The 22,367-nt window shown below is 61.7% G+C and carries 18 protein-coding genes and 1 pseudogene; 3 read left to right on the plus strand and 16 right to left on the minus strand.

The features are described 5' to 3' along the window. Nucleotides 1–18: 18 nt before the first annotated feature. The 16 genes and pseudogenes from ACQZAB_RS08025 to ACQZAB_RS08100 form a co-directional block, all read right to left on the minus strand. Nucleotides 19–495 (minus strand): hypothetical protein, encoded by a 477-nt coding sequence (locus tag ACQZAB_RS08025; RefSeq protein ID WP_428388710.1) that lies wholly within the window; start codon nt 493–495, stop codon nt 19–21. Nucleotides 496–1,098: 603 nt separating this feature from the next. Next, nucleotides 1,099–1,422, minus strand: coding sequence for a transposase (locus tag ACQZAB_RS08030; RefSeq protein WP_428388712.1), 324 nt, complete (start codon nt 1,420–1,422; stop codon nt 1,099–1,101). Next, nucleotides 1,361–1,999 carry a lamin tail domain-containing protein gene (locus ACQZAB_RS08035; protein WP_428388715.1) on the minus strand — a complete coding sequence of 213 codons (639 nt, stop codon included), beginning with the start codon at nt 1,997–1,999 and terminating at the stop codon, nt 1,361–1,363. Before ACQZAB_RS08035 ends, ACQZAB_RS08030 begins: the two co-directional genes overlap by 62 nt. A 65-nt stretch (nt 2,000–2,064) precedes the next feature. Next, a complete protein-coding gene (gene gndA, locus ACQZAB_RS08040; RefSeq protein ID WP_428388717.1) occupies nt 2,065–3,609 on the minus strand; it encodes an NADP-dependent phosphogluconate dehydrogenase in 1,545 nt (514 codons plus the stop codon). A gap of 169 nt (nt 3,610–3,778) precedes the next feature. Next, a complete protein-coding gene (locus ACQZAB_RS08045; protein ID WP_428388719.1) occupies nt 3,779–5,839 on the minus strand; it encodes a DUF5009 domain-containing protein in 2,061 nt (686 codons plus the stop codon). Further along, nucleotides 5,823–6,518 (minus strand): ABC transporter ATP-binding protein, encoded by a 696-nt coding sequence (locus ACQZAB_RS08050; RefSeq protein WP_428388721.1) that lies wholly within the window; start codon nt 6,516–6,518, stop codon nt 5,823–5,825. Before ACQZAB_RS08050 ends, ACQZAB_RS08045 begins: the two co-directional genes overlap by 17 nt. Continuing rightward, entirely contained in the window at nt 6,511–8,253 is a 1,743-nt protein-coding gene (locus ACQZAB_RS08055) for an FtsX-like permease family protein (RefSeq protein WP_428388723.1), read from the minus strand. The genes ACQZAB_RS08050 and ACQZAB_RS08055 overlap by 8 nt, the downstream gene beginning before the upstream one ends. Before the next feature lies 1 nt (nt 8,254). After that, nucleotides 8,255–9,874, minus strand: a complete 1,620-nt coding sequence (gene lysS, locus ACQZAB_RS08060; protein ID WP_428388725.1) for a lysine--tRNA ligase — start codon at nt 9,872–9,874, stop codon at nt 8,255–8,257. Nucleotides 9,875–10,087: 213 nt separating this feature from the next. Then, nucleotides 10,088–10,435, minus strand: a pseudogene (rplS, locus tag ACQZAB_RS08065) (50S ribosomal protein L19); the annotation flags it as partial. A 103-nt stretch (nt 10,436–10,538) separates the two neighbouring features. After that, complete coding sequence (trmD, locus tag ACQZAB_RS08070; RefSeq protein WP_428388727.1) at nt 10,539–11,771, minus strand: tRNA (guanosine(37)-N1)-methyltransferase TrmD; 1,233 nt, start codon at nt 11,769–11,771, stop codon at nt 10,539–10,541. 187 nt (nt 11,772–11,958) lie between these two features. After that, nucleotides 11,959–12,234, minus strand: a complete 276-nt coding sequence (rpsP, locus tag ACQZAB_RS08075) for a 30S ribosomal protein S16 (protein ID WP_428388729.1) — start codon at nt 12,232–12,234, stop codon at nt 11,959–11,961. Between the two features lie 104 nt (nt 12,235–12,338). Beyond that, nucleotides 12,339–13,388 carry an ABC transporter ATP-binding protein gene (locus ACQZAB_RS08080; protein ID WP_428388731.1) on the minus strand — a complete coding sequence of 350 codons (1,050 nt, stop codon included), beginning with the start codon at nt 13,386–13,388 and terminating at the stop codon, nt 12,339–12,341. A 234-nt stretch (nt 13,389–13,622) separates the two neighbouring features. Next, complete coding sequence (locus tag ACQZAB_RS08085; protein WP_428388733.1) at nt 13,623–15,194, minus strand: trypsin-like peptidase domain-containing protein; 1,572 nt, start codon at nt 15,192–15,194, stop codon at nt 13,623–13,625. A 76-nt stretch (nt 15,195–15,270) separates the two neighbouring features. Then, nucleotides 15,271–16,107 (minus strand): 3-methyl-2-oxobutanoate hydroxymethyltransferase, encoded by an 837-nt coding sequence (locus tag ACQZAB_RS08090; RefSeq protein ID WP_428388735.1) that lies wholly within the window; start codon nt 16,105–16,107, stop codon nt 15,271–15,273. A gap of 37 nt (nt 16,108–16,144) precedes the next feature. Further along, on the minus strand, nt 16,145–17,998 hold the full coding sequence (locus ACQZAB_RS08095) for an ABC transporter ATP-binding protein (RefSeq protein ID WP_428388737.1): 1,854 nt from the start codon (nt 17,996–17,998) through the stop codon (nt 16,145–16,147). Beyond that, nucleotides 17,995–19,890: an ABC transporter ATP-binding protein gene (locus ACQZAB_RS08100; protein ID WP_428388739.1), complete on the minus strand. Its 1,896-nt coding sequence runs from the start codon at nt 19,888–19,890 to the stop codon at nt 17,995–17,997. Before ACQZAB_RS08100 ends, ACQZAB_RS08095 begins: the two co-directional genes overlap by 4 nt. Before the next feature lie 106 nt (nt 19,891–19,996). Between ACQZAB_RS08100 and ACQZAB_RS08105 the strand changes: the two genes are divergently transcribed. The 3 genes from ACQZAB_RS08105 to ACQZAB_RS08115 all read left to right on the plus strand — a co-directional run bounded on the left by ACQZAB_RS08105 (nt 19,997) and on the right by ACQZAB_RS08115 (nt 22,326). After that, a complete protein-coding gene (locus tag ACQZAB_RS08105; protein ID WP_428388741.1) occupies nt 19,997–20,533 on the plus strand; it encodes a TIGR00730 family Rossman fold protein in 537 nt (178 codons plus the stop codon). A 137-nt stretch (nt 20,534–20,670) separates the two neighbouring features. Beyond that, complete coding sequence (locus ACQZAB_RS08110) at nt 20,671–21,849, plus strand: pyridoxal-phosphate-dependent aminotransferase family protein (protein ID WP_428388744.1); 1,179 nt, start codon at nt 20,671–20,673, stop codon at nt 21,847–21,849. Nucleotides 21,850–21,921: 72 nt separating this feature from the next. Next, nucleotides 21,922–22,326: a hypothetical protein gene (locus tag ACQZAB_RS08115; protein ID WP_428388746.1), complete on the plus strand. Its 405-nt coding sequence runs from the start codon at nt 21,922–21,924 to the stop codon at nt 22,324–22,326. The last annotated feature ends 41 nt before the right edge of the window (nt 22,327–22,367 follow it).

The raw sequence follows: 22,367 nt of genomic DNA on the forward strand, positions 1-22,367 counted from the left end.
AAGCTCACTAATGCCGGTTCATCTCTCAAGAGACTGAATCCATTCGCCATAGGTGCGTACCCAGTAATCGGGAATAGGGAGAGATCTTTCTACGTAATAGAGAAGATCTTCAGGAGCATATGCGTGCAGTACCAAGGCATCATCAGGCGTAGAAAAATGGTCGTCAGTATGAGTGCCAATCACATCACCGGATGAGGTGACGGCGTATGCTTTATGCCAGTTTTGAAATGCGTCAGCAGGCCCATACGCCCTGCCTTCAAAATCAACAATAAAGACGGCGTCATAATCACGATATTTCTCGTCATCCAGATCAACGTCTGGGGTATCAACCAGATAGACAGGTCCATTGAAGCCGTCAGGAAGAATAAAAAGTATCTTACTAGTAGAGTTAAAATTCCTAAGTGTATAGACAAAGTTAAAAACAACTAGTAAAAATATAATAATGACAGAAATGATAGTATATGAGACAAAGGTATTTATGTTGAGCCTAGACACTCAAGCCTCAATTCTCAGATTTTCTGTACACCGATGCCTCAATTAATCATCACTTCTCTGTTCGTATAAGAGTCTACAGGAATGCGAGCGCCTCAGGGTGCCATGGTTTCTTCCACTGCAGGCGGAAAAACTGTGCCGAGAACCAAGAACACTGCCTACTCAACTCCACCCCAAAGAACTCCACCGATAATCAGGCGCAATCCGCACCAGCCCCCGTCGAACCGGATTCTGATGCACATACTCACAGCAGCACCTTAGTCGTCCCTCACTCAGAATCACCCTGTCATAACCCCCGCCCGGCAGCAGAACCTCCGCAGACCATCATGCTTCTCAGGTAGCCCTCCCCCTCCGGGTGCCACGACTTTGTCCGCCGCAGGCGGATAAGTCGTGACGAGCACCTCCCATCTAAGCCCTCCAAGCTGAACCCCAAGGATATCGACCAGCCCGAGCAACCAGCCCCCGCCTCACCGGGTTCTGCTCGATGTATTTAATGGCCAGGGCGAACGCAGCCTCCGAGTAGATCACACGGTCATACCCACCACCCATCTGTCAGCAGTGCCTCCGGCCTCGTGAATTAACAAGCAATGCCAGCATGCAAGGGCATTATCTCCTCAGTCTCTCAATCAGCTCGACCGAACGCCACCGCTTGATCGAACCAAGCACCCTGCCGACATCCCCCTCTTTTCGGGTAGTCACCAGCAAGTGCACATGCTCAGGCATCACCACCCAGGCATGCAGGCACGCACCGTAATGCCGTGTCGACTGCAAAAACTGCCTGCCGACAATATCTCTGCGATCCGCTGCGTCCAGAAGAGGCTGTCTGCGAAAACACGAAAACGTCAAAAATCGCCCACACCCCGCAACCTCAATCCGCCTCACCCCCTCCCTCCTCCGCTGCAACCACCACCACCCCAGGCGACCCCACATCCTTCTCCGAATACCCACCCCGATTCATCGCATGACGAGCCCCATCAACCCCACCCTCCGATAGCGCCCAGCTCTCGCCCCGATCATTCAACGCCGGATCGATCGCATCCGGCTTGAGATAAATGCTCCCACCCTCCGGGCTGTCCTCCGGCCAAGGCGGCGCATCATCAAAATTCACCACATCCGCCACCGACCCGTCCCCCCGATGCAGCGCCAGAATCTCATTCGTCGCACTCGGCTGATTCGCCAGCCCGCCAAACCCGCCTCGACGCCAACCATCCAGCGGCGCCACATCAAACCGCTCCGACCGCCGCTTCACCGGCCACCCCGCCGCAAAGTTCCGCGGATGCTGAGCCTCCGGGATCAGCACCAACGCAGCCCCGCCCTCCAACACCGTCCCCTCAGCCAGCGCCGAGCTCTCGCCATCCTCATCCGCCAGATACCACCCACTCAGGTCTACCCGCACGTCTGAACGGTTGTACACCTCCACCCACTCCACACGCACCGGCTGCTTCTCGCTGCTCGCCGGGTTGTACCTGATCTCCGTAATCACCATCGCGACAGCTGCATCAATCACGGCCGGCTCCTTACCCAGGGACAGGAAGCAAGATAGCCGCAATCAATAGATATGTCAAGCGGTAACTAAACCTTGCTCATCGGCCGCCCCGGCTCCGGCCAGTCCACATGGAAGAACTGGCCCCGCGCCGAATCCGTCCGCTCAAACGTATGCGCCCCGAAGTAATCCCGCTGCGCCTGCAGCAGGTTCGCCGGCAGCACCGCCGTCCGATACCCGTCGTAATAACTCAGGGCACTCGCAAACGCCGGGATCGGCACGCCCGCGTTCGTCGCCATCGACACCACCGCCCGCCAGTTCGCCTGACCGCCATGCAGCGCCTTCTTGAAATACGGATCAAGCATCAGGTTCTGCAGCTTCCGATCCGCCTTATACGCCTCCGTGATCTTCTGCAGGAACCGCGCCCGAATGATGCACCCGCCCCGGAAAATCTTCGCGATCGCCCCAAAGTCCAGCTTCCAGTCGTACTCGACCTGAGCCTCCGCCATCAGCTGGAAGCCTTGGGCATAGGCGCAGATCTTCGAACAGTACAACGCATCACGGATCGCCTCGATCGCCTTCGCCTTGCTCATCGGCAGACGAGGCGGCTTCGGCCCACGCAGCTGCTTCGACGCCGTCACCCGCTCATCCTTGATCGCAGAGATACACCGCGCGAACACCGCCTCCGCGATCGCATTCGCCGGGATCCCCAGATCCAGCGCATTCGCCGCCGTCCACTTGCCCGTCCCCTTCTGACCCGCCGTGTCCAGCACCTTGTCGACCAGGAAGCTCCGCTTATACTTCGGATCACGCTGCTGCAGAATGTCCGCCGTGATCTCAATCAGAAACGAATCCAGATCCCCGCTGTTCCACTCCTCAAACACCTCACTCATCGCATCCGGCTTCATGCCCAATAGCGACTTCATCAACATGTAAGCCTCGCAGATCAGCTGCATGTCGATGTACTCGATCCCGTTGTGCACCATCTTCACGTAGTGCCCCGCCCCATTTGCCCCGATATGCACCGTGCACGGCTCTCCCCGCTTCACCACCTTGCCCGGCACATTCAGCTCGATCGGCTTACCCGTCTTCCGATCCACCTTCGCCGCGATCGCCTTCCAGATCGGCTCCAGCTGCTTCCACGCCTTCTTCGAACCCCCAGGCATCAGCGACGGCCCAAACCTAGCCCCCGTCTCCCCACCCGAAACCCCCGACCCAATAAACTCCAGCCCCTTCGCCGTCAGCTCCTTCTCCCGACGAATCGTATCCGTCCACAGCGCATTGCCCCCATCAATGATGATGTCCCCCTTATCCAGATGAGGCACCACCGAATCGATCGTCGCATCCGTCGCAAACCCCGCCTGCACCAGCAGCACAATCTTCCGCGGCCGCTTGATCGACTTCACAAACGTCTTCAAACTCTTCGCCCCGATCAACCGATCCGCCGAAGGCTCATTCGCCTTCGCATAAGCAATGAAGTCATCCACCTTCGACGTCGTCCGGTTGAACACCGCCACCGTATACCCGTGATCCGCCATGTTCAGGATCAGGTTCTGACCCATCACCGCCAACCCGATCAGCCCGATATCCGCCCGACCCTCGTTCCGACCCGTCGTCTTCTTTTTACGTGCCAAAGTGCTGCTCCATGCTCTGATGCCCAGCCAAAGCGCCAGGCAGGTGGTCATAAAAGTAGTGGCTCACCGGCGACCCGTCCTCAGCCGCAACACACGCCACAAGCACATCCTAACCTCCCCGCCAGACAACAACCCGCCAACCCCGCATCAACGCAACACAACCCGGCACTCAACTCCGCCAGACCAGCTTCGCCCGCGTAAAGAAGCACACCGCCAAAGCCAGCAAGAACGTCTGACCCACCGACCACAGGAACAACATCCACGGCCCACCCTCCGCTAGCCACGACCGCATCAGAATGTTCGGGCTCGCATGAAACGGATCCGCCACAAACGGCAGCAGAATCGGAAGCGCCACCAGCGGAGCCAGCAGATTCCGAATCCCCACATACGCCAGCATCGGATTCTGACCATTCGCAATCAGCAGACCCGCCGGCCAACGCACACCCCTCGCGTCCAGCCACATCGTCCACCACGCCACCGTCAGAATCCCCAGCCCCAGGCTCACGCAGTACCAACTCAGCGTGCTAGGCGGACCCTTCTTGATCCCACCCTCGAAAAACGCAAACGTCGTCTCGCCCGCCGGCCCAGGCAGCACCGCCAGCACCAAACCCGCCACCAGCCACACACTCCCCCACCACGTCAGCACCCGCACATGCCGATCCCACAAATCACTCGCCGACTGCACCAACGCCAGAATCCCCGCCAACGGCACCAACACCAGCAACGCCGCATAAGGCGTCGAAATTGTCACAAAACCCAGGTCCGCAAACGTCGTCGCGTAATCCTTCAAACCCACAAACACCCCCACCACCGTGACGAAATACAACAACGACAGCAACAACACCCGCCCCCATCCCCAGCCCGCAATCGTCCGCTCCGGCTCCAACGCCGCCTTCCGACCCCGACTCACAATCACATCCCCAATCACCGTCCCCGCTACCACAATCCAAACAAACTTGAAATACCCAAACGCATAAAGCGGGCTCATGTCCAACACCGACTCAGGCAGCGACCCCGGCAGATAATCATTCACCCACCGAAGATCCAGCCACGCATTCGATATGACAGGAGCGGTCAAAGCCTCGATCCGCTGGCCAAGCCCACCCTCCACATCCGAAGAAAACAGCCGCCACTCCTCACGCATCGAGACATGATGAGCCACAAACGCAAACGGCAACCCCACCAATAGCCGCAGCCAGGGCACGCCCCGCGTCACGTACCAAAGCAGCGACGTCACCAGCGATGACCACGCCAACAACAAAATAATGATGTCCACATTCGGACCGCCCCAGTCCGCCTGCCAGGTAAACGACCGCCCGTCCCGACTGTTTACCCACACCACCAGCGACCACGCCGCCGCAATCCCCAAAAGCCGCAGACTCAGCCGCGCCGAAGCCGACGTCCCCTTCGGTAAGCGCACCAGCACCGCAAACGGAATCACAAACGCCACCAGCGCAATACACCACGTCGAAAACGTCGACGGACTATCTATCACCCCTGGCGTCACCGTATGCACATATAACGCAAACGCCACCAGCACCACAAAACGCCACACACACTGGAACGGATACCCCCACCACGAACCACCCTTCGCACGACGGGCCGCATACGCCAGCGGGATCGCCACACCCATCGCAAACAAAAACAACGGGAACACCCAGTCCACCCACGTAAACGACGGCCACCCCAGATAAAACGTCCCCGGATCCGACACCGCCGGCCAAACCTCACTCGCCGCCGAATCGGCCACCGGACCATCCAACGCAGCATCAAGCGCCGAAACGTCCGTCGCCTCCGCATCCGGCTGCGCATCATGATGCAACTCAGCCGGCAAAAACCACGGGTAGTACCCGTGATACATCCCGTTCCACAAACCACCCGGCACAATCCCCGACAGACACATCCCCAGAATCGCCAGACCCCGCAGCGCATCCACCGCATACGACCGCGCCAGCCCAGGCTTCTCGACCCGGCTGGGCACCGCCTCCGCATGCTCCTCCTCCGAACCCACCGCCACCCCCGCCGTCGATGCCTCCTCCAACGGCTCCGGGTCCTTCAGCAGGTACTCACTCGGCAGCTCCCGCTGAACCTCCTCCTGATAAGTCTCCTCCGGCACCTCTTGCTGAGAAGAGTCACCAGACGGTTCCTCGGACTGCCCAGGCGGCGAAAGCGGATCGTAAGACTCAGGGGCCCGCTCGCCGTCACGCTCTCTGTCACGTGGTTCGTTCATGGCTATCCATCAGGGTACCGGCTTCAAGCCGCAACTGCCTGTCCGCCGCATCCGCCACCCCATGATCGTGGGTGACCAACACGATGGTCTGACCCTCCCCGTGAAGCTTGCGCAGCAGATCGATAATCTCCCGGCTCGTCTGCACATCCAGATTCCCCGTCGGCTCGTCCGCCAGCAGCAACGCCGGCCGATTGATCAGCGCCCGCGCAATCGCCACCCGCTGACGCTCTCCCCCCGACAACCGCTCCACCCGATGATTCAGCCGATCCCCCAGCCCCATCAGCTCCAGCAGACGCGTCGCCTCCCGACGAGCCTCACCCCGCACCCGACCCCACCCAAACGGCCCCGGCTCGATCATCGCCGCCAGCAGCACGTTCTCAATCGCACTCAACTCCGACAAAAGGTGGTAAGCCTGAAACACAAAACCCACATGCCGATTCCGATACCGGTTGATCCCGATCTTCCGAATGTCACGGTCGTCAAACCTGATCTCACCCGCATCCGGCCGATCCAGCCCCCCCAGCAGATGCAGCAGCGTGCTCTTGCCCGAACCCGACCGCCCCAGAATCGTCACCCACTCACCCGCCTCGATCGACACCGCCGCGTCCGCCAGCACCTCCAGCCGACGCGGGCCCGACCGAAACGTCTTCGATAAACCCGTCGCCTCCAGCCTACTCATGACGAAGCGCCTCCACCGGGTCCAGACGCGCTGCCATGATCGCCGGCAACGCAGCCCCGATCACCGAAGACAACACCGCCCCCAACACAATCGCTAGCGCCTCCATCGGATTCACCTGATTCGGGATCCGATCAAAGAAATACGTCTGCGGGTCCCACATCCGCCAACCCGAAAGCCGGTAGATCACATCCTGCAACTCATTCAGGTAGATCACCGTCGACCCACCCAAAGCCAACCCCAGCAGACTACCCACCGCTCCGATCGCCAACCCATACCCCAGAAAAATACTCAGGATCCCCGCCCGCGAACCACCCACCGCCCGAATCACACCAATATCCCGGATGTTCGACAGCACCGTCATATAAAAAGTCACAGCCACCATCACCACCGCCACAATCGAGATGATCACAAACAAAAACGTGACCATCCCCTTCTCGTTCTGTACCGCCGTCAACACTCGCCGATGCACCTGCTCCCAGGTCATCACGTACAGAGGCGTCGCCATCTCCATCTCACGCTGAAACGCCGCCACCTCCGCCCGCACCGCCTCGCTCGTCTCGTCAGGCGAATAACCCTCCGCCGAACGAATCAGCACCTGCGACGCCCGCGACGCAATCACCTCACCCGTCGGCTCCCCCGTCTCCGGGTCCACCCGCTCCGCCTCATCCATCCTCAGCATCGCCTGCACCAGCTCAAACGGCGCATACACCCGGTTCGCATCCACGTCGTACAAACCGCTCTTAAACTCATTCACCACCACCATCCGACGCACCGCCGGATCCAGCAAAGCCCCCGACCGCGTGATCGGCACCACCGTCAGCGTCACCTCACGCTCCAGCGACCGATCCTCAAACACATACGCACCCTCCGGGTCACGCTGGCTGAACGGATTCACCTCGATCCCCATCACCAGCCCCCGAAGCTCCGCCCCATCCTCCGGCTGCCACGCCGCAGGCGGGTCCATCGCCATCCCATACCCCGCCACGTCAAACGCCTCCAGATCCTCCCGCTGACGCTCCACCAGCGCCCGACCCTCCGCCGATAGCTCCCCGAAACTCTCGACATACCGATCAAACGCTTCGAGATAATCCTCCGTCCCCCAGTAAAGCGTTGCCCGAAACCCCAGCACCCGATCCAGCCGCTCCGGGTCCACCCCCTGCACCTGGACCGTCAGCGTCTGACCCCGAAAACGCACCAGCCCATACGCCTCAATCATCGGCGCACCCGCCGCCACCTCCGGCAGCGCCTCGATCCGCTCGATCATCGCGTCGTAATGCGGAAACCCGTTCTGCCCGTAATTCGTGATCACCACATCGCCCGTCAACCGACGTGCCGACTCACCCAGAAGATCCAGAAAACCGCCCATCACCGAGATCACCACGATCACCATCGCCGTGCACAACATCACCGTCAGCGCCGCGAACAGAGGCGGTAACCGCCGCCGCAGATACCGACGAACCATCACGTGCTGATACACCCCACCCCGAAGCGATAACAACAAAAACAACCCCAACGCCGCCACCGGACCACCCCAAAGCAGCCACGCACCCTGCTGCGCCCCAAGCAGAAACACCCCCGCAATCAGCCCGATCAGAATCAGCACCCCCACCGTCAGCAGCATCAGCTTGCCAACCGTCACCACCACATCCGTTACCAACGCACGCACCAACCCGCCAAGCCCCGACGAGCCATCACCACGATCCGCCTTGTCATCGACCGCGTCAGAGTCACTCACGTCAGTTGCCGGCCTCAGTCCCAGCCGCAGAACCCGCAGCCGCCATCGCCTCACCACCCTGAGGACGCATCAGCGGGAACAGAATCACATCCCGGATCGACCGCTGATTCGTCAGCAGCATCACCAGCCGATCAATCCCAACCCCAAGCCCCCCAGCAGGCGGCATCCCCACCCGCAGCGCCTCCAGGAAATCCTCGTCCACATTCCTGAACGTCGACTCCTCATCGTCCAACCCCGAAATCTGCTGACGGAAGTTCGCCTCCTGCACATCCGGATCATTCAACTCCGTATACGCATTCGCCAGCTCCATCCCCGCGATGTAAAGCTCAAACCGCTCCGCGATCTCCGGCAGATCCGCCTTCCGCTTCGTCAACGGACAAAGCGACGCCGGATAGTCCATCACAAACGTCGGCTGGATCAGGTGCTCCTCCACCGTCTCCTCCCACACCTCCGACAGCACCAGGTCATCCGCCTTCCCATCCGGCTCCAGCCCGAGCTGCTTCGCCTTCGCACGAACCAGCTCCATGTTCGTCGCCGGGAAGTCGTGATGCTCCTCAAACAATTCGTGATACGTCGCCCGCCTAAATGGCAACTCGTAACTGATCTCCCGATCACCAAACGGCAGCGTCTCCGCACCGATGATGTCCTTCGCCAGCGTATGAATCAGCGTCTCCGTCAACGCCATCATCGACCGGTAATCCCCATACGCCTGATACAACTCAAGCATCGTGAACTCAGGGTTGTGCCGAGGCGACAAACCTTCATTACGAAAGTTCCGGTTGATCTCAAACACCCGCGGCATCCCACCCACCAGCAAGCGCTTCAGATACAACTCCGGTGCAATCCGCAGATACAGATCCAGATCCAGCGCGTTGTGATGCGTGATGAACGGCCGCGCCGCCGCACCACCCGCGATCGGCTGCATCATCGGCGTCTCAACCTCCAGATACCCATCACCCAGATGAGCAGGGGGGTCCGACAAAAACGTACGCACCCGATTGATGATCCGACTCCGCTTCTGGAACACACCCATCACAGGCGGGTTGTCATACAGATCCACGTACCGCTTCCGGTAACGCTGCTCCGGGTCCGTCAGCCCCTGATACTTGTTAGGCGGCAGCGCCAAACTCTTCGTCGTCACCGCGAACCCGCCCTCAGCATCCTCATGCTGCTTCGTCGCCCAAAGCGTCACCTCCCCCGTCTTCGTCGTCGCCAACGGACCCTCCGCCATCACCAGATCGGCCAGGTCCGTCCCCTTCGCCATCTTGAACGTCTCGGTCCCCACCGCCTTCTTACTCACCGCCACCTGCAGATCACCCGACGCATCACGCAGCAGCATGAAGATCAGGTTCCCCATCACACGATGCTGAATCACCCGACCCGCCACCCGCGCAATCGGACGACGATCGTCATCCGCGTTCGCCTTGTGCGCCTCATCCGCTGCCGGGTCATAACGATCCCGAGCCGTCGCCAGCGGGACCAGCCCATCCACCCGATGACCAAAAGGATCGCGACCAAAATCATCCCGCAACCGTTCCAGCTTCTTCCGCCGGTCGGCCAGAAGTTCAGCGGTCGTCGATTCGGGCTTACCGGAAGCTGGAGGATCTTGGCGTTCTGACATGACCAGATCGTATCAGCCCGCGCATCATCAACCCAAACCACCACGCCTAAAAAAACAGCGGCCGCCTCATCGAGACGGCCGCCGCCAAAGCTTCATCAAAACAAAAGATCAGGATTCGTCAGAATCGCCCTCGGCCGCAGCCGCCGCGGCAGCCGCCGCCTTCGCCTTCTTGCCAGCCGGTGCCGGAATCACACCCGCCACGTTCTTCAGACCGCGACGGCGATCCGGAAGACGACGAGCCTTACCAACACGGTCACGCAGGAAGTAAAGCCGCGAGCGACGGGTATGCCCGTGACGCACAACCTCAATCAGCGACACACGCGGCGAGTGCAGCGGGAACGTACGCTCCACGCCCTCGTTCGCCACAATCCGTCGAACCGTCATGGTCTGCTCAAGGCCCGAGCCCTGCATCTTCAGCACCACACCGCTGAAAACCTGAATACGCTCCTTCGAACCCTCAATGATCCGCACGTGCACGTTCACCGTGTCACCCACAGAAACCTTGGGAAGGTCGGACTTCAGTTGACCGGCTTGAACAGCCTGGATAATCGCGTCGCTCATGGCGTAAACCTCTGGGGCTTCCTCTAAATCAGTCGAGCCGAACAATGTACCGCAGTTTTAATCCATCAACAAACGGGCCACTTTTGAACAAAATCCCCCGTTTTCATCCAAAATCCGGCCAAATCACTCCGCCACGAAGCGTTTCCAGCTTCCCCGACCGAAGCGGGTAAATCCACAAATCTTTGTCATCATTGTCTTTACATTCAAGGCCATAAGACCCACCCCCCTCAAAACCCCTCTCCGCCGCCTCCCCCCGATCCAAGACCCCCGCCGCCCCCGCCTCCCGAGCCGCCTCCACCAGCTCCGCCACCAGCACCGACCGCAGCCCAGAACCCCCGCCAAAAACCACCAGCGGCTCCACCGCCAGCAGCCCCCGCAAACTCGGCTGATCCGCCAGCCCCACCCCGATCAGCCCCCCAAACCCCACCGGCCGCTCCCCGACCACCGCGATTCGCGCATCGATCAGCTCATCCTCCCGGACCAGCCGCTCCAGCCCGGCCCGCAGCGCGTCATCCGCCACCAGCGACAGCAGATCCGGCCAGTCCGCCTCCCGCGGGGCCCGGATCACCACCGGCTCCGAGCTGCCAGCGGCCCCCGCATCCGAGCCGCCCAGCAGATCGGGCCGCCGATCACGGGTCCGTGCCAGAGACTGCTCCCGCCGCCAGGCCGCGATCTTCGCATGATCCCCGGACAGCAGCACCTCCGGCACCTCACGCTCCCGCCAGACCCGCGGCCGGGTATAGGCCGGGCCTTCGAGCAGCCCGGTGTTTTCCTCCGTGAAGCTGTCCTGGCTGGCCGAGTCCTCGTGCCCGAGGGCCCCGGGCAATCGGCGGACGACGGCGTCGATCAGCACCATCGCCGGGAGTTCGCCGCCGGAGAGGACGTAATCGCCCAGGCTGATCTCCTCGACCGGCGACAGCTCCTCGATCACCCGTTCGTCGATCCCCTCGTAGTGCCCGGCGAGGATCAGCAGACGGGGTTCCTGGGCGAGTTCATCCACGAGTTTCTGCGTCAGTGGCCGGCCCTGAGGCGTCATCAGGATCCGCCGGGCCGGCCGCGGGTCCTGGGATTCCGCAGCTTTCACGGCGTCAAAGACCGGCTGGCATTGGATCACCATCCCCGGCCCGCCGCCAAAGGGCGGCTGATCGACCTTCTGGTGCTTGTCGTCGGTGTGATCCCGGATGTTGGTGAGGTGGTAGCTGACCACCGGCTCGCGGACGAGGGAGGGGTCGGCCGGATTGGCGATCGGTTCGGCGGCACGCTTGAGGATGCTCGAACCCAGCACGCTGGCGAACATCTCCGGGAAGAGCGTCAGGATGTCGATGCGCTGGGCCATAGTTATCCCGATTCTCTCAGCGATCCGAGTTTTCGAATCATCACTCGCTGCCATACCTGTCACCGCCAGAATAGAGGGTTGATGCCGGCTGGCAGGTGGGGGGGGGGCGCAAGAAAAAGCCCCGCACAGAAACCGGGGCTCGGGGGGGCGATCGGATGTCAGCTTCCCGACGAGCGGGAAGGTTGGATCAGGCCGACTCGACGGGCTTGCCGGGGGTCGGGTCGATGCCGGCTTTCTTGAGCAGGTTGGCGACCGTCTCGCTGGGCTGGGCGCCGACGCTGAGCCAGTACTTGACCCGCTCTGCCTGGACGGAAAACTGCTTCTCCTCGTCCTTGTTGCAGGGGTCATAGAAGCCAAGCTGCTCGATCTCGCGCCCGTCGCGGCGGGTGCGGATATCCATGGCGTTGAGCCGGTAGAACGGGTGATGCCGTCTGCCGAAGCGTTTCAGTCGAAGTCGAACCACGGGCGTCTCCTTGGGGTCGGTCGAGCCGCGTAGTGTAACCAAACCACGATCACAATCAAAGCCGGTGGGCCCATCTGGCGGGTATCGGCTGTGGAATCAGGCTGTCAGACAGCGGTAAGCTCTTGCCTGGTCGAGACATAGTGGCCGGGTTCGCCGGGGACTTGTTGGAGGGGGGGTCGGTCGAGGAGGGCGTCGCGGGAGAGGAAGGTGACGCCGTCTTCGGTGCGTTCGGCTTCGTCGGGGCTGAGGGAGCGTTGCTCGTCGTCGCCGAGCATGACGATGGGGGAGGGGACGTCGCCTTCGAGCATGATGCGGTTGCGGACCCGGGAGGGGTCGGGGACCGGGGCGGCGGAGAGGAGGGCTCGGGTGTAGGGGTGGAGGGGGTTGCGGTAGAGGGTGTCGCGGTCGGCGATTTCGACGATGCGGCCGAGGTACATGACGGCGACGCGGTTGGCGAAGTGCTCGACGACGGCGAGGTTGTGGGCGATGAAGAGGTAGGAGAGGCCGAACTCTTCCTGGAGGTCGTTGAGCAGGTTGAGGATCTGGGCCTGGATGGAGACGTCGAGGGCGGAGACGGGCTCGTCGCAGACGATGAGCTTGGGCTTGAGGGCGAGGGCCCGGGCGATGCCGATGCGTTGGCGTTGCCCGCCTGAGAATTCGTGGGGGTATCGGCGGCCGTGGTCTGCGGTGAGGCCGACGTGCTTGAGGAGGTCGGCGACGCGGTCGTCGAGCTCGGAGCCGGAGGCGAGGCCGTGGACCTTGATGGGCTCGCCGATGATGCTTGAGACCCGCATGCGTGGGTTCAGGGAGCCGACGGGGTCCTGGAAGATGATCTGCATCTCTCGGCGGAGTCGGAGCATTTCGGCGTTGGAGGCGGCGAAGACGTCCTGGCCCTGGTAGATGACCTGGCCTGAGGTGGCGGGGATGAGCCGGAGGATGGAGCGGCCGACGGTGGATTTGCCGCAGCCTGATTCGCCGACGAGGCCGAGGGTTTCGCCCTGGGCGAGGTCGAAGGAGACGCCATCGACGGCGCGGACGTGTCCGACGGTTTTTTTGAGGAGTCCTCGTTTGACGGGGAAGTGGGTTTTGAGGTCTCGGACGCTGAGGAGGGGGGTGGGGGCGTCCGTGTGGTTATGGCCGTTGGTTTCGGTCATGTGGGGGATGATAACGGGTGGGGTGTGGGGGCGTCGAGGGTTGGGGCTGGGTTGGTCTCTGGGTTGCTTGGTTGAGGGTGGTCGAGCACGCGGGAGTTTTTTGGTTCTGTGGTTGTTGGTGGTCGTGTCACGGCCGGGTTAGGGGTGGGGTGGGCGACCGGGGCCGCGTCGCGGCCCGGCTCAGGAGCGTGCATTCAGTGGTGGTCTAGCTGGGGCTCTTTGGGTCGAGGCGGTTTACTCGTCTTCGGGGATTTCGAGGAAGACGAAGATGGGTTCGTCGAGGTTTCTGGGGGTGACGACGCGTAGGCGGATGATGTCGCCTGGGTTGAGGTCCTGGAGGGCCTGGTCGAGGGAGTCCATGTCGCTGACGGGCTGGCCCTGCATCTCGGTGATGATGAAGCCGGGCTGGATGCCCTCGACGGCGGCAGCAGAGCCGGGTCGGACCTCTTCGATGGTGAGGCCTTCGATGGTCTCTTCGGGGTTGACGCCCTGGAAGATATCGAGGCCTTCGATGCCGACGCGTTCGAGGAGTTCGATGCTGGCCGGCATGTTGGGGGTTTCGGGGTCGGGCATGCGTCGGTTGGCGAGCTGCGGGCTGTCGGGGAGTTCGCCAAGGGTGATGGTGAGTCGTCGGGTGCGATCGACGCGCCAGACGGTGACCTCGACCTCGGTGCCGGGTCCCATGCGGGCGATCCGGAAGCGGAGCTGGTCGGCGGTTTCGACCGGCCGGCCGTTGATTTCGAGGATGATGTCTTCGGCTCGGAGTCCGGCCTCGTCGGCGGGGCTGCCGGGGACGGGCCTTTGGACGAAGACGCCGTCGGTCGAATCGAGGCCGTAGGCTCGGGCCATGCGGTCGTCGACGTCGCGGATCATGACGCCTAAGTAACCCCGGGAGACGCGGCCGGTTTCGAGGAGCTGGTCGACGACTTCGACGATCATTTCGGAGGGGATGGCGAAGCCGAGCCCGTTGCTGCCGCCCGATCGTGAGGCGATGGCGGTGTTCATGCCGACGACCTCGCCGTAGACGTTGGTGAGGGGCCCGCCTGAGTTGCCGCGGTTGATGGCGGCGTCGGTCTGGATGAAGTCTTCGTAGCCGGAATTAAAGCCGCCTCGGCGGTCGCGGAGGATGCCGAGCTGGCGTCCGGTCGCTGAGACGATGCCCTGGCTCATGGAGAAGTCGAAGCCCAGTGGCGAGCCGAAGGCGAAGACGATCTCGCCCTGTCGGAGTTCGCCGGTGTTGATGGCGGCGGGGTGGAGGTAGTCGGAGTCGACTTTGAGGACGGCGATGTCGGTGCGGGGGTCGGTGCCGATGATTTCGGCGTCGACCATCTCGCCGTTGGCGAATTCGAGTCGGACCTGTTCGGCGTTTTCGATGACGTGGTTGTTGGTGATCACGTGTCCCTGGTCGTCGTAGACCCAGCCGGAGCCGGAGCCGATCTGGACGCGTTCGTTGAAGCGTGAGTTATCGTCCTCATTGTTGCGGTTGGGGTTTTGTCGTTCGGATTCGGGGCCGAAGAACCATTCACGCAGATTGGGCTGCTGACCCTGCATGCGTCGGCGGACATCGGCGCGGGCGAAGACGGCGACCTTGACGACGCTTGGCTCGACGACCTGGGAGACGTTGGTGAAGGCCTCGGAGAGCTCGGTGAGGACGCTGGAGCCTACGAGGTTTTCGCGGGCGAGGACGATGCGTTCGGCCTCGTGGGCGTGGACGATCTGGCGGGCGGCGGTGGGGCCGAGGAGCATGACGCTCAGGGCGGCGACGATGAGGACGAGGGAGGGACCGTACCAGCGAAGTTGACCCATCGGGTGGGGCTCCTTGATCGGGTGCGTGGGGTAAAACTTGTTGGAACGATACGCCCGGGTTGGCGGTCTGGTTCGCTCAGGGGCCGTAGGGCCCACCATCTTTGGTGTAATCGCCTGAATTCACGGCGTGGGCCCAGTCCGAGGCGGCCTTCTGGATTTGCGGACCGAGGTTGGCCATGGGTTTAGCGAAGCTGGGTTGTTGGTCGGAGAGGCCGAGCAGGTCTTGCAGGACGACGACGTAGCCGTGGCAGCCGGGTCCGGCTCCGCAGCCGATGACAGGGACGGGTCGTCCGGTGTGGGGCTGGATGGCTTTTTCGACGATGCGGGTGGTGACACTGTCGGGCACGGCCTCGACAAGCAGCGCGACGGCACCGGCCTGGATCATGGCGTGTGCGGTCTGGATCAGGATTTCGGCGACACGATCGTCGCGGCCGGCGACGATGGGTGTGCCGAAGCTGCGGTAGGTCTGAGGCCTGGAGCCGATGTGGGCAACGACGGGGATGCCGGCGCGTGTCATGCGGTCGACGAGGGGTGCGTAGGTTTCGTCGACTTCGAGTTTGACGAGGTCGGCGTCGCCTAGCTTGAGGAAGTCGGCGGCGTTGGCGAGGGCGAGGTCATCTCCGGCCTGGTAGGAGCCGAAGGGCATGTCGGCCATGAGGCAGACGTTGGGGGCTCCGCGTCGGACGGCGCGGGTGATCTCGATCATGAAGGGCATGGAGGCGGGGAGGGTGGAGTCGTGTCCGAGGATGGTTTGTGCGGCGGTGTCGCCGACGAGCATGGCCCGGATCCCGCCCCGGTAGAGCCATCGTGCGGTGGTGGCGTCGTAGCAGGTGAGCATCGGGAAGGTTTGGCCTTCGCGGGCCCATCGGCGGAGGTGTCGGATGGTGGTGCGTTCGTCGGGGGTGGGAGCCATGACTTTGATTGTAGGTGAGTCGGTGAAATCGAGGTTTCTAGTCTTCGGCGCGGACGAACTGGCGGTAGAGGTTGGCGTAGATCCCGCCTTGGGTCAGTAGTTCGTTGTGGCTGCCTTCTTCGACGAGGTTGCCTTGGTCGAGGACGAGGACGCGGTCGGCGTGTCGGATGGTGCTGAGCCGGTGTGCGACGACGAAGCTGGTTCTGCCGGCGATGAGTCTGGCGAGGCTGCGCTGGATGCGGGCTTCGGTGAGGGTGTCGACGGAGGAGGTGGCCTCGTCGAGGATGAGGATGGAGGGGTCGGCGAGCATGGCTCTGGCGAAGCAGACGAGTTGCCGTTGTCCGAGGGAGAGGTTGCCGCCTCGCTCGCCGACATCGGTGTGGAGGCCCTGGGGCAGTGCTTCGAGGAGGTCGAGGCAGTCGAGTTTGCGGACGGCTTCGGTCACCTCCTCGTCGCTGGCGTCCTCCCGGCCGATGCGGATGTTGTCCATCACGGTGCCGGTAAAGAGGAAGTTGTTCTGGAGGACGATGCCGAGGTGTTTGGCGACGGACTCGGTGGTGAGTTTTGGGGTGGGGATGTTGTCGAGTCGGACTTGTCCTGAGGTTGGGAGATAGAACTTGCTGATGAGTTTGATGATGGTGCTTTTGCCGGAGCCGGTTTCTCCGACGAGGGCGATCATCTGCCCGGGCTGGACGGTGAAGTTGATGCCGTGGAGGACGGGGCGTCCTGGTTCGTAAGCGAAGTGGACGTCGTCGAAGGTGACGGCGCCCTTGAGTTGTTTGGCGGGTTGGGCGTCTTCGTCGTCGAGTTTTCCGGGAGGGGTATCGAGGACGCTGAAGACGCGTTCGGCGCCGGCCATGGCGGCGAGGGCGAGGTTGTACTGGCGTCCGATGGCGGTGACGGGTCCGAAGAAGAGGGGGGTCAGGAAGAAGAAGTAGACGACGGCGTCGTAGGCGGCTTCGGGCGTGGGGGGTGCGAGGAATTCGCCTCGGAGGACCTGGAAGGCACCGAGCGCGAGGATCAGGGCGATGAAGAACTGGTTGTTGAGTTCGAGGAGCGGGAGGAAGACGCCTCGGAGTCGGGCTTCGCGGTTGTGGTGGAGGGAGTGGTCCTCGACGAGTTCGGAGAAGAGTTCGGCGTTGACGTCCTGGCGGACGAAGCTCTGGGTTACGCGGATGCCGTTGACGGACTCGGCGAGGGTGGCGGTGACGCGGCTGAAGGATTCCTGGATTTCGCGGTAGATGCCGGAGAGTTTTTTGCGGAAGTACTGGACGATGAACCAGAGGATGGGTGCCATGATGGCGAGGGCGATGAAGAGGCCGATATCGATGGAGGCCATGATGATGGCGGCGACGACCATCTGACCGAGCTGGACGAGGGTGACGAAGAGCACGTCCTGGACGCCTTGGCGCATGGATTCGGCGTCGGAGGTCATCCGGCTGATGATGCGGCCGAGCTTGGTGGTGTCGTAGAAGCGCATGGGGAGCTTCTGGAGGTGGTCGAAGATGTGGTTGCGGAGGTCGTGGACGACGCGTTCGCCGAGTTGGAGGGCGAGGAGCATGCGGTAGCGGAAGACGATGGCGGTGAAGGCGGCGAACGCGGCGAATTCGAGGGATCCCCAGATGATGCCCTGGACGTCTTTGCTCTGGACGGGTCCGAGGAGGACGGCGGAGAGCAGCCAGGCGACGAGGGGGATGGTGAGGGCGCGGACAAGGACAAGGACGAGGAGGGTGTTGCGGAGTTTGGCGTAGGGCTGGGTGTAGGCCCAGAGTCGGCGGATGAGGGTGAGGTCGAGGGGGCGTTGCTGGGCTTCTCGTTCGCGTTCTTTGGCGGCTTTGCGGGTGAGGGCGCGTTCGGCGGTTTCGATGTCGAGTCCGGGGCGGCGTCTCATGCGTCCCCCGATTCTGTGGTTTGGGGTGCGGTGGCGAGGAGTCGTCGGGATTCATCGTCGACGAGTTGGAGGTTGGCGGCTTCGTAGTAGTGTCCGTCCTGGGACATGAGTTCCTGGTGGGTTCCGCATTGGACGATCCGGCCTTTGTCGAGGACGACGACGAGGTCGGCCTGTTTGAGGGTGCTGAGTCGGTGGGCGACGATGAAGGTGGTGCGGCCCTCCATGGCGCGGTGCATGGCGGAGAGGATTTCGTGTTCGGTTTCGGGGTCGATGGCGGAGGTGGGGTCGTCGAGGATGAGGATGGCGGGGTCGAGGAGGACGGCTCTGGCGATGGCGAGTCGTTGGCGTTGCCCGCCTGAGAGGTTGGACCCGGATTCGGCGAGGATGGTTCGGTAGTCGTTGTCGAGTTCGTTGATGAAGGTATCGGCCTGGGCGACCTGGGCGGCGCGGATGATCTGTTCGTTGGTGGCGGTGGGATGACCGAAGGCGATGTTCTCGGCGACGGTGGTGCTGAAGAGGAAGGATTCCTGGAAGACGACGCCTATGGATCGTCGGAGGTGGTCGAGGTCGAGGTCGCGGAGGTCGTGTCCGTCGAGGGTGATCTGTCCGGCGGTGGGGTCGTAGAAGCGTGGGATGAGGCTGAGGAGGGTGCTCTTGCCGGAGCCGGTGGCTCCGACGATGGCGACGGTGGCTCCGGGTTCGGCGATGAGGTTGATCTGGTTCAGGACTGGCTCGGCGTCGGGGCTGTAGCGGTAGGAGACATCTTCGAAGTGGATAAGGCCTTTGGGTCGGGGTAGGGGGGTGGCGTCTGGTTGGGATTGGATGTCGACGGGTTCGTCGAGGACCTCGAAGACGCGTTGTGCGCCGGTGAGTGATTGCTGCATGGCGTTTGCGACCTGGGCGATGTTGCCGACCTGGCCTGAGAACTGTTCGAGGAGTTTGGAGAAGACGACGAGTCCGGCCCCGAAGGCGATTTCGCCCTGGGCGAAGAGGTACCCGCCGAAGCCGAGGAGGACGACGAGGTTGAGTTGTGGGATAAAGCTGATGAGGGGGACGAAGAAGCCGACCTGGGAGAAGATCCATTCTTTTTGTGTGAGGACTTTGTGGTTGGCGTTGCGGAACTTTTCGGTTTCCTGGTTTTGTGTCCAGAAGCCCTTGATGACGTGGACGCCTTGTACGTTTTCGGAGAGGACGGAGACGGTGTTGTCGAAGAGTCGTCGGTTTTCGCGGTAGGCGGGTTTAACGCGTCGGGAGAAGACGCCGGTGATGACCCAGAGTGCGGGCGTGGTGGCGAGGCAGGCGATTGTGAGCCAGACGTGGATCTGGAGCATGTAGACGAGGAAGAAGGTGAGGGTGAGGACCATCAGCATGACTTCGATGAGGACGCCATCGATGAATCTGCGGACGGACTGGACGTCGCCTGTGACGCGGTTGATGATCGAGCCGGAGGGGTGTTTGCTGAAGAACTGGAAGCTGAGTCGCTGGATCTTGTTGTAGACCTCTGACCGGAGGTCGACGATGATCTGCTGGACGAGCAGTGATTTCTGGACCGTGACCAGGTGTTCGAGGATGAAGCGGAGCACGGCGATCACGAAGACGCCTGTGGCCAGGATCAGCATCAGTTGGAGGGTGGTCCAGCCTTCGGGGGGTGACCAGTCGAAGGGCCATTCGGGAGCGGCGTCGAGGACGCCGATGGCGTGGCCCATGGTGTCGAGTCCGAGTCCGACGAGTCCGAGGCCGCTGAGGGTCATGGCGAGGAGCAGGATCTCGAGCAGGATGACGGCGAGCGACCCCAGTTTGTAGCGCCAGGCGAGTCCGAGGAGTCTGCGGATGAGATGGAGATTCCCCGCGGGTTGGTCGGGCTCCGTGCTGGGCGGGTTGTTCGCGGTCATGGGGTAAGGGCGACTTTATCGCTGTTGTGTGGTTCTGGCCACGGATCGGGGCATCTGCGATGGATTAAGCTGGGCGGTCCTGTTCGGGGGGCAAAGGAGTTTGGTTGTGAAGATCTGTGTGTACTGCGCTTCTTCGGCGGATGTTGACCGGTCGTTTCTGGAGCTTGCCCGGGATACGGGTCGTCGGCTGGCGGAGGGGGGTCACGTGCTGGTTTATGGGGGTGGTGGGATCGGGTTGATGGGTGAGGTGGCTCGCGGGGTGCATGACCGGGGCGGGCGGGTGGAGGGTGTGATTCCGGAGTCCATGCGCGTCACCGAAGTCGCCTACGAGGAGGCGGATGAGCTGATCTGGACAGATCACATGCGTCCCCGGAAGGCGGAGATGGAGCGTCGGGCGGATGCGTTTCTGACGTTGCCTGGGGGGCTGGGGACGCTGGAGGAGTTGTCGGAGATTCTGGTGCTTCGGTATCTGGGGTATCACGAGAAGCCGATTGTGCTGCTGAATCACGAGGGTTTTTACACGCCGTTGGTGGACTTTTTTGATCATCTGCTGGAGACGCGTTTCGCGCGGGCTCGGGCGTTGGCTGATCTGGCGGTGGTTGAGACGCTGGATGAGGCGATGTCGGCTTTGGAGCGGGCGTGAATGGGGTTCGGCCGGTTCGGTTTGGGGGTGGTATGATGTGTGGCTCGGGCGGGGGAGCTGCTGTCCTGGCTGGGCGGCGGTCCTTCTTTCGGGTTCCCTCGCCAGTGTGATCCGCACCTTTTATTTGTGAGTCTGTTATGTCGACTGCGGTTGCTCCGAAACAGCGTCTGTTAACTCCCGGTCCTACGGCTGTTCCGCCTGAGGTGCTGGCTGAGATGGCCAAGCCGATCATTCATCACCGGACAAAGGCTTTTCAGGCGATCTTTGCTGAGTTGTCCGAGATGCTGCAGAAGCTTTTCGTGACCTCGGGCCCGGTGTTGTCGATCGCGGGTTCGGGGACGACCTCGTATGAGGCGGCGCAGGTCTCGCTGGTGAAGCCGGGGAGCAAGGCGTTGACGATTGCGGGTGGGAAGTTTGGCGAGCGCTGGCAGGATGTCTACGACACGTATGCCAAGGCACTGTGCGTGGAGCAGGTGCGGATCAATGTGGACTGGGGTCATGCGGTGGACCCGGCGCAGGTTGAGCAGGCGCTGAAGGATCATCCTGAGATTTCGGTGGTGACGCTGGTGCACAGCGAGACGTCGACGGCGACGGTTTCGGATGCGAAGCGGATTGCGGAGGTTGTTCAGAAGACGGATGCGTTGCTGTTGGTTGACGGGATCACGTCGGTGGGGGCGATGCCGGTTGAGCAGGATGCGTGGGGGATTGACGTGTTGGTGACGGGTTCGCAGAAGGCGATGATGTTGCCGCCCGGGTTGGGTTTTGTGGGCCTGGGCGAGCGGGCGCTGCGGCGGCTGGATGAGGTTCAGCCGGGGCCTTATTACAATCTTGATTTGCGGAAGTGGGTGAAGAGTCATGCGAAGAACGATGTGCCGTTTACGCCTCCGGTGTCTTTGATTCGGGCGCAGAAGGTGGCGTGCGAGATGATTCTGGGCGTGGGGTTGGAGGCGACGCATCGGCGGACGCGGTTGCTGGCGGAGGGGACGCGGGCTGCGTTGAAGGCGATGGGTTTGTCGCTGGTGAGTCACAGTCCTTCGGATTCGGTGACGGGGGCTTACTATCCGTCTGGGGTTGATGATTCTGCCTTGCGTGCGGCGGTGCGTGACAAGCATGGCGTGCATCTGGCGGGTGGGCAGGATGGGCGTGGGGATAAGTGGAAGGGTCGGGTTTTCCGGTTGTCGCATATGGGTTACGTGGATGCGGAGGACACGCGGGTGGCTTTGGGTGCGCTGGAGGCGGAGTTGTCATTGTTGGGGGATGACTTCAAGCCTGAGGCGGGGACGGCGGTGCGGGTGTTTGATGAGGTGGTGGGGTAAGGTCGTTGATTTTACGCAAGTACTATATGGCCTGAGATCTTTCCCATGCTTCTAGTTCAAGGCTTCTGAGAGATGAATCCAATCACACGCTTTTTTTTACCTAAATCTGTCAAGGCGGCAATTGGAATCTTGGATGAATTGGAGTATCAGTTTGACACAGAGGCCTTTCGTATTATTCGTCCCATCGTAGAACAGAGAATCATCAAGAATCAGGGACAGTACAACAAAGTATTGAACGAAGGCACGCCCGTCAGGTTTGTAGTCATGGGCATGTTGGCAGATCTTGCGGCAGACCATGTTGAGAGTGGTCAGTATCACGTCTACAGAGGTGTTTTAGATCCGATGGGCCCCGGTCAGGATTTTCTGAATATATTTGATAAAATCTTGAGAGAAGGCGAGAAGTTGGGCTACAACGATAAAGAAACAGTCGATACTCAGATGGCTGCTATCCGTAAAAACATCAAATCCGTTGGATAGGGTATATCGATTTGAGTTTACGTACGAGAGCTATCCTTAAT

Source organism: Mucisphaera sp. (genome assembly GCF_965279675.1).
Taxonomy (GTDB): domain Bacteria; phylum Planctomycetota; class Phycisphaerae; order Phycisphaerales; family Phycisphaeraceae; genus Mucisphaera.

Bases quoted from the DNA above. Each gene is read 5' to 3' on its own strand.
- lysS (WP_428388725.1), bottom strand. From the start codon at position 9,874: ATGTCAGAACGCCAAGATCCTCCAGCTTCCGGTAAGCCCGAATCGACG.
- ACQZAB_RS08095 (WP_428388737.1), bottom strand. From the start codon at position 17,998: ATGAGACGCCGCCCCGGACTCGACATCGAAACCGCCGAACGCGCCCTC.
- ACQZAB_RS08100 (WP_428388739.1), bottom strand. From the start codon at position 19,890: ATGACCGCGAACAACCCGCCCAGCACGGAGCCCGACCAACCCGCGGGG.
- ACQZAB_RS08080 (WP_428388731.1), bottom strand. From the start codon at position 13,388: ATGACCGAAACCAACGGCCATAACCACACGGACGCCCCCACCCCCCTC.
- ACQZAB_RS08030 (WP_428388712.1), bottom strand. From the start codon at position 1,422: ATGTGGGGTCGCCTGGGGTGGTGGTGGTTGCAGCGGAGGAGGGAGGGG.
- ACQZAB_RS08090 (WP_428388735.1), bottom strand. From the start codon at position 16,107: ATGGCTCCCACCCCCGACGAACGCACCACCATCCGACACCTCCGCCGA.
- ACQZAB_RS08050 (WP_428388721.1), bottom strand. From the start codon at position 6,518: ATGAGTAGGCTGGAGGCGACGGGTTTATCGAAGACGTTTCGGTCGGGC.
- trmD (WP_428388727.1), bottom strand. From the start codon at position 11,771: ATGGCCCAGCGCATCGACATCCTGACGCTCTTCCCGGAGATGTTCGCC.
- ACQZAB_RS08110 (WP_428388744.1), top strand. From the start codon at position 20,671: ATGTCGACTGCGGTTGCTCCGAAACAGCGTCTGTTAACTCCCGGTCCT.
- ACQZAB_RS08115 (WP_428388746.1), top strand. From the start codon at position 21,922: ATGAATCCAATCACACGCTTTTTTTTACCTAAATCTGTCAAGGCGGCA.
- ACQZAB_RS08085 (WP_428388733.1), bottom strand. From the start codon at position 15,194: ATGGGTCAACTTCGCTGGTACGGTCCCTCCCTCGTCCTCATCGTCGCC.
- ACQZAB_RS08045 (WP_428388719.1), bottom strand. From the start codon at position 5,839: ATGAACGAACCACGTGACAGAGAGCGTGACGGCGAGCGGGCCCCTGAG.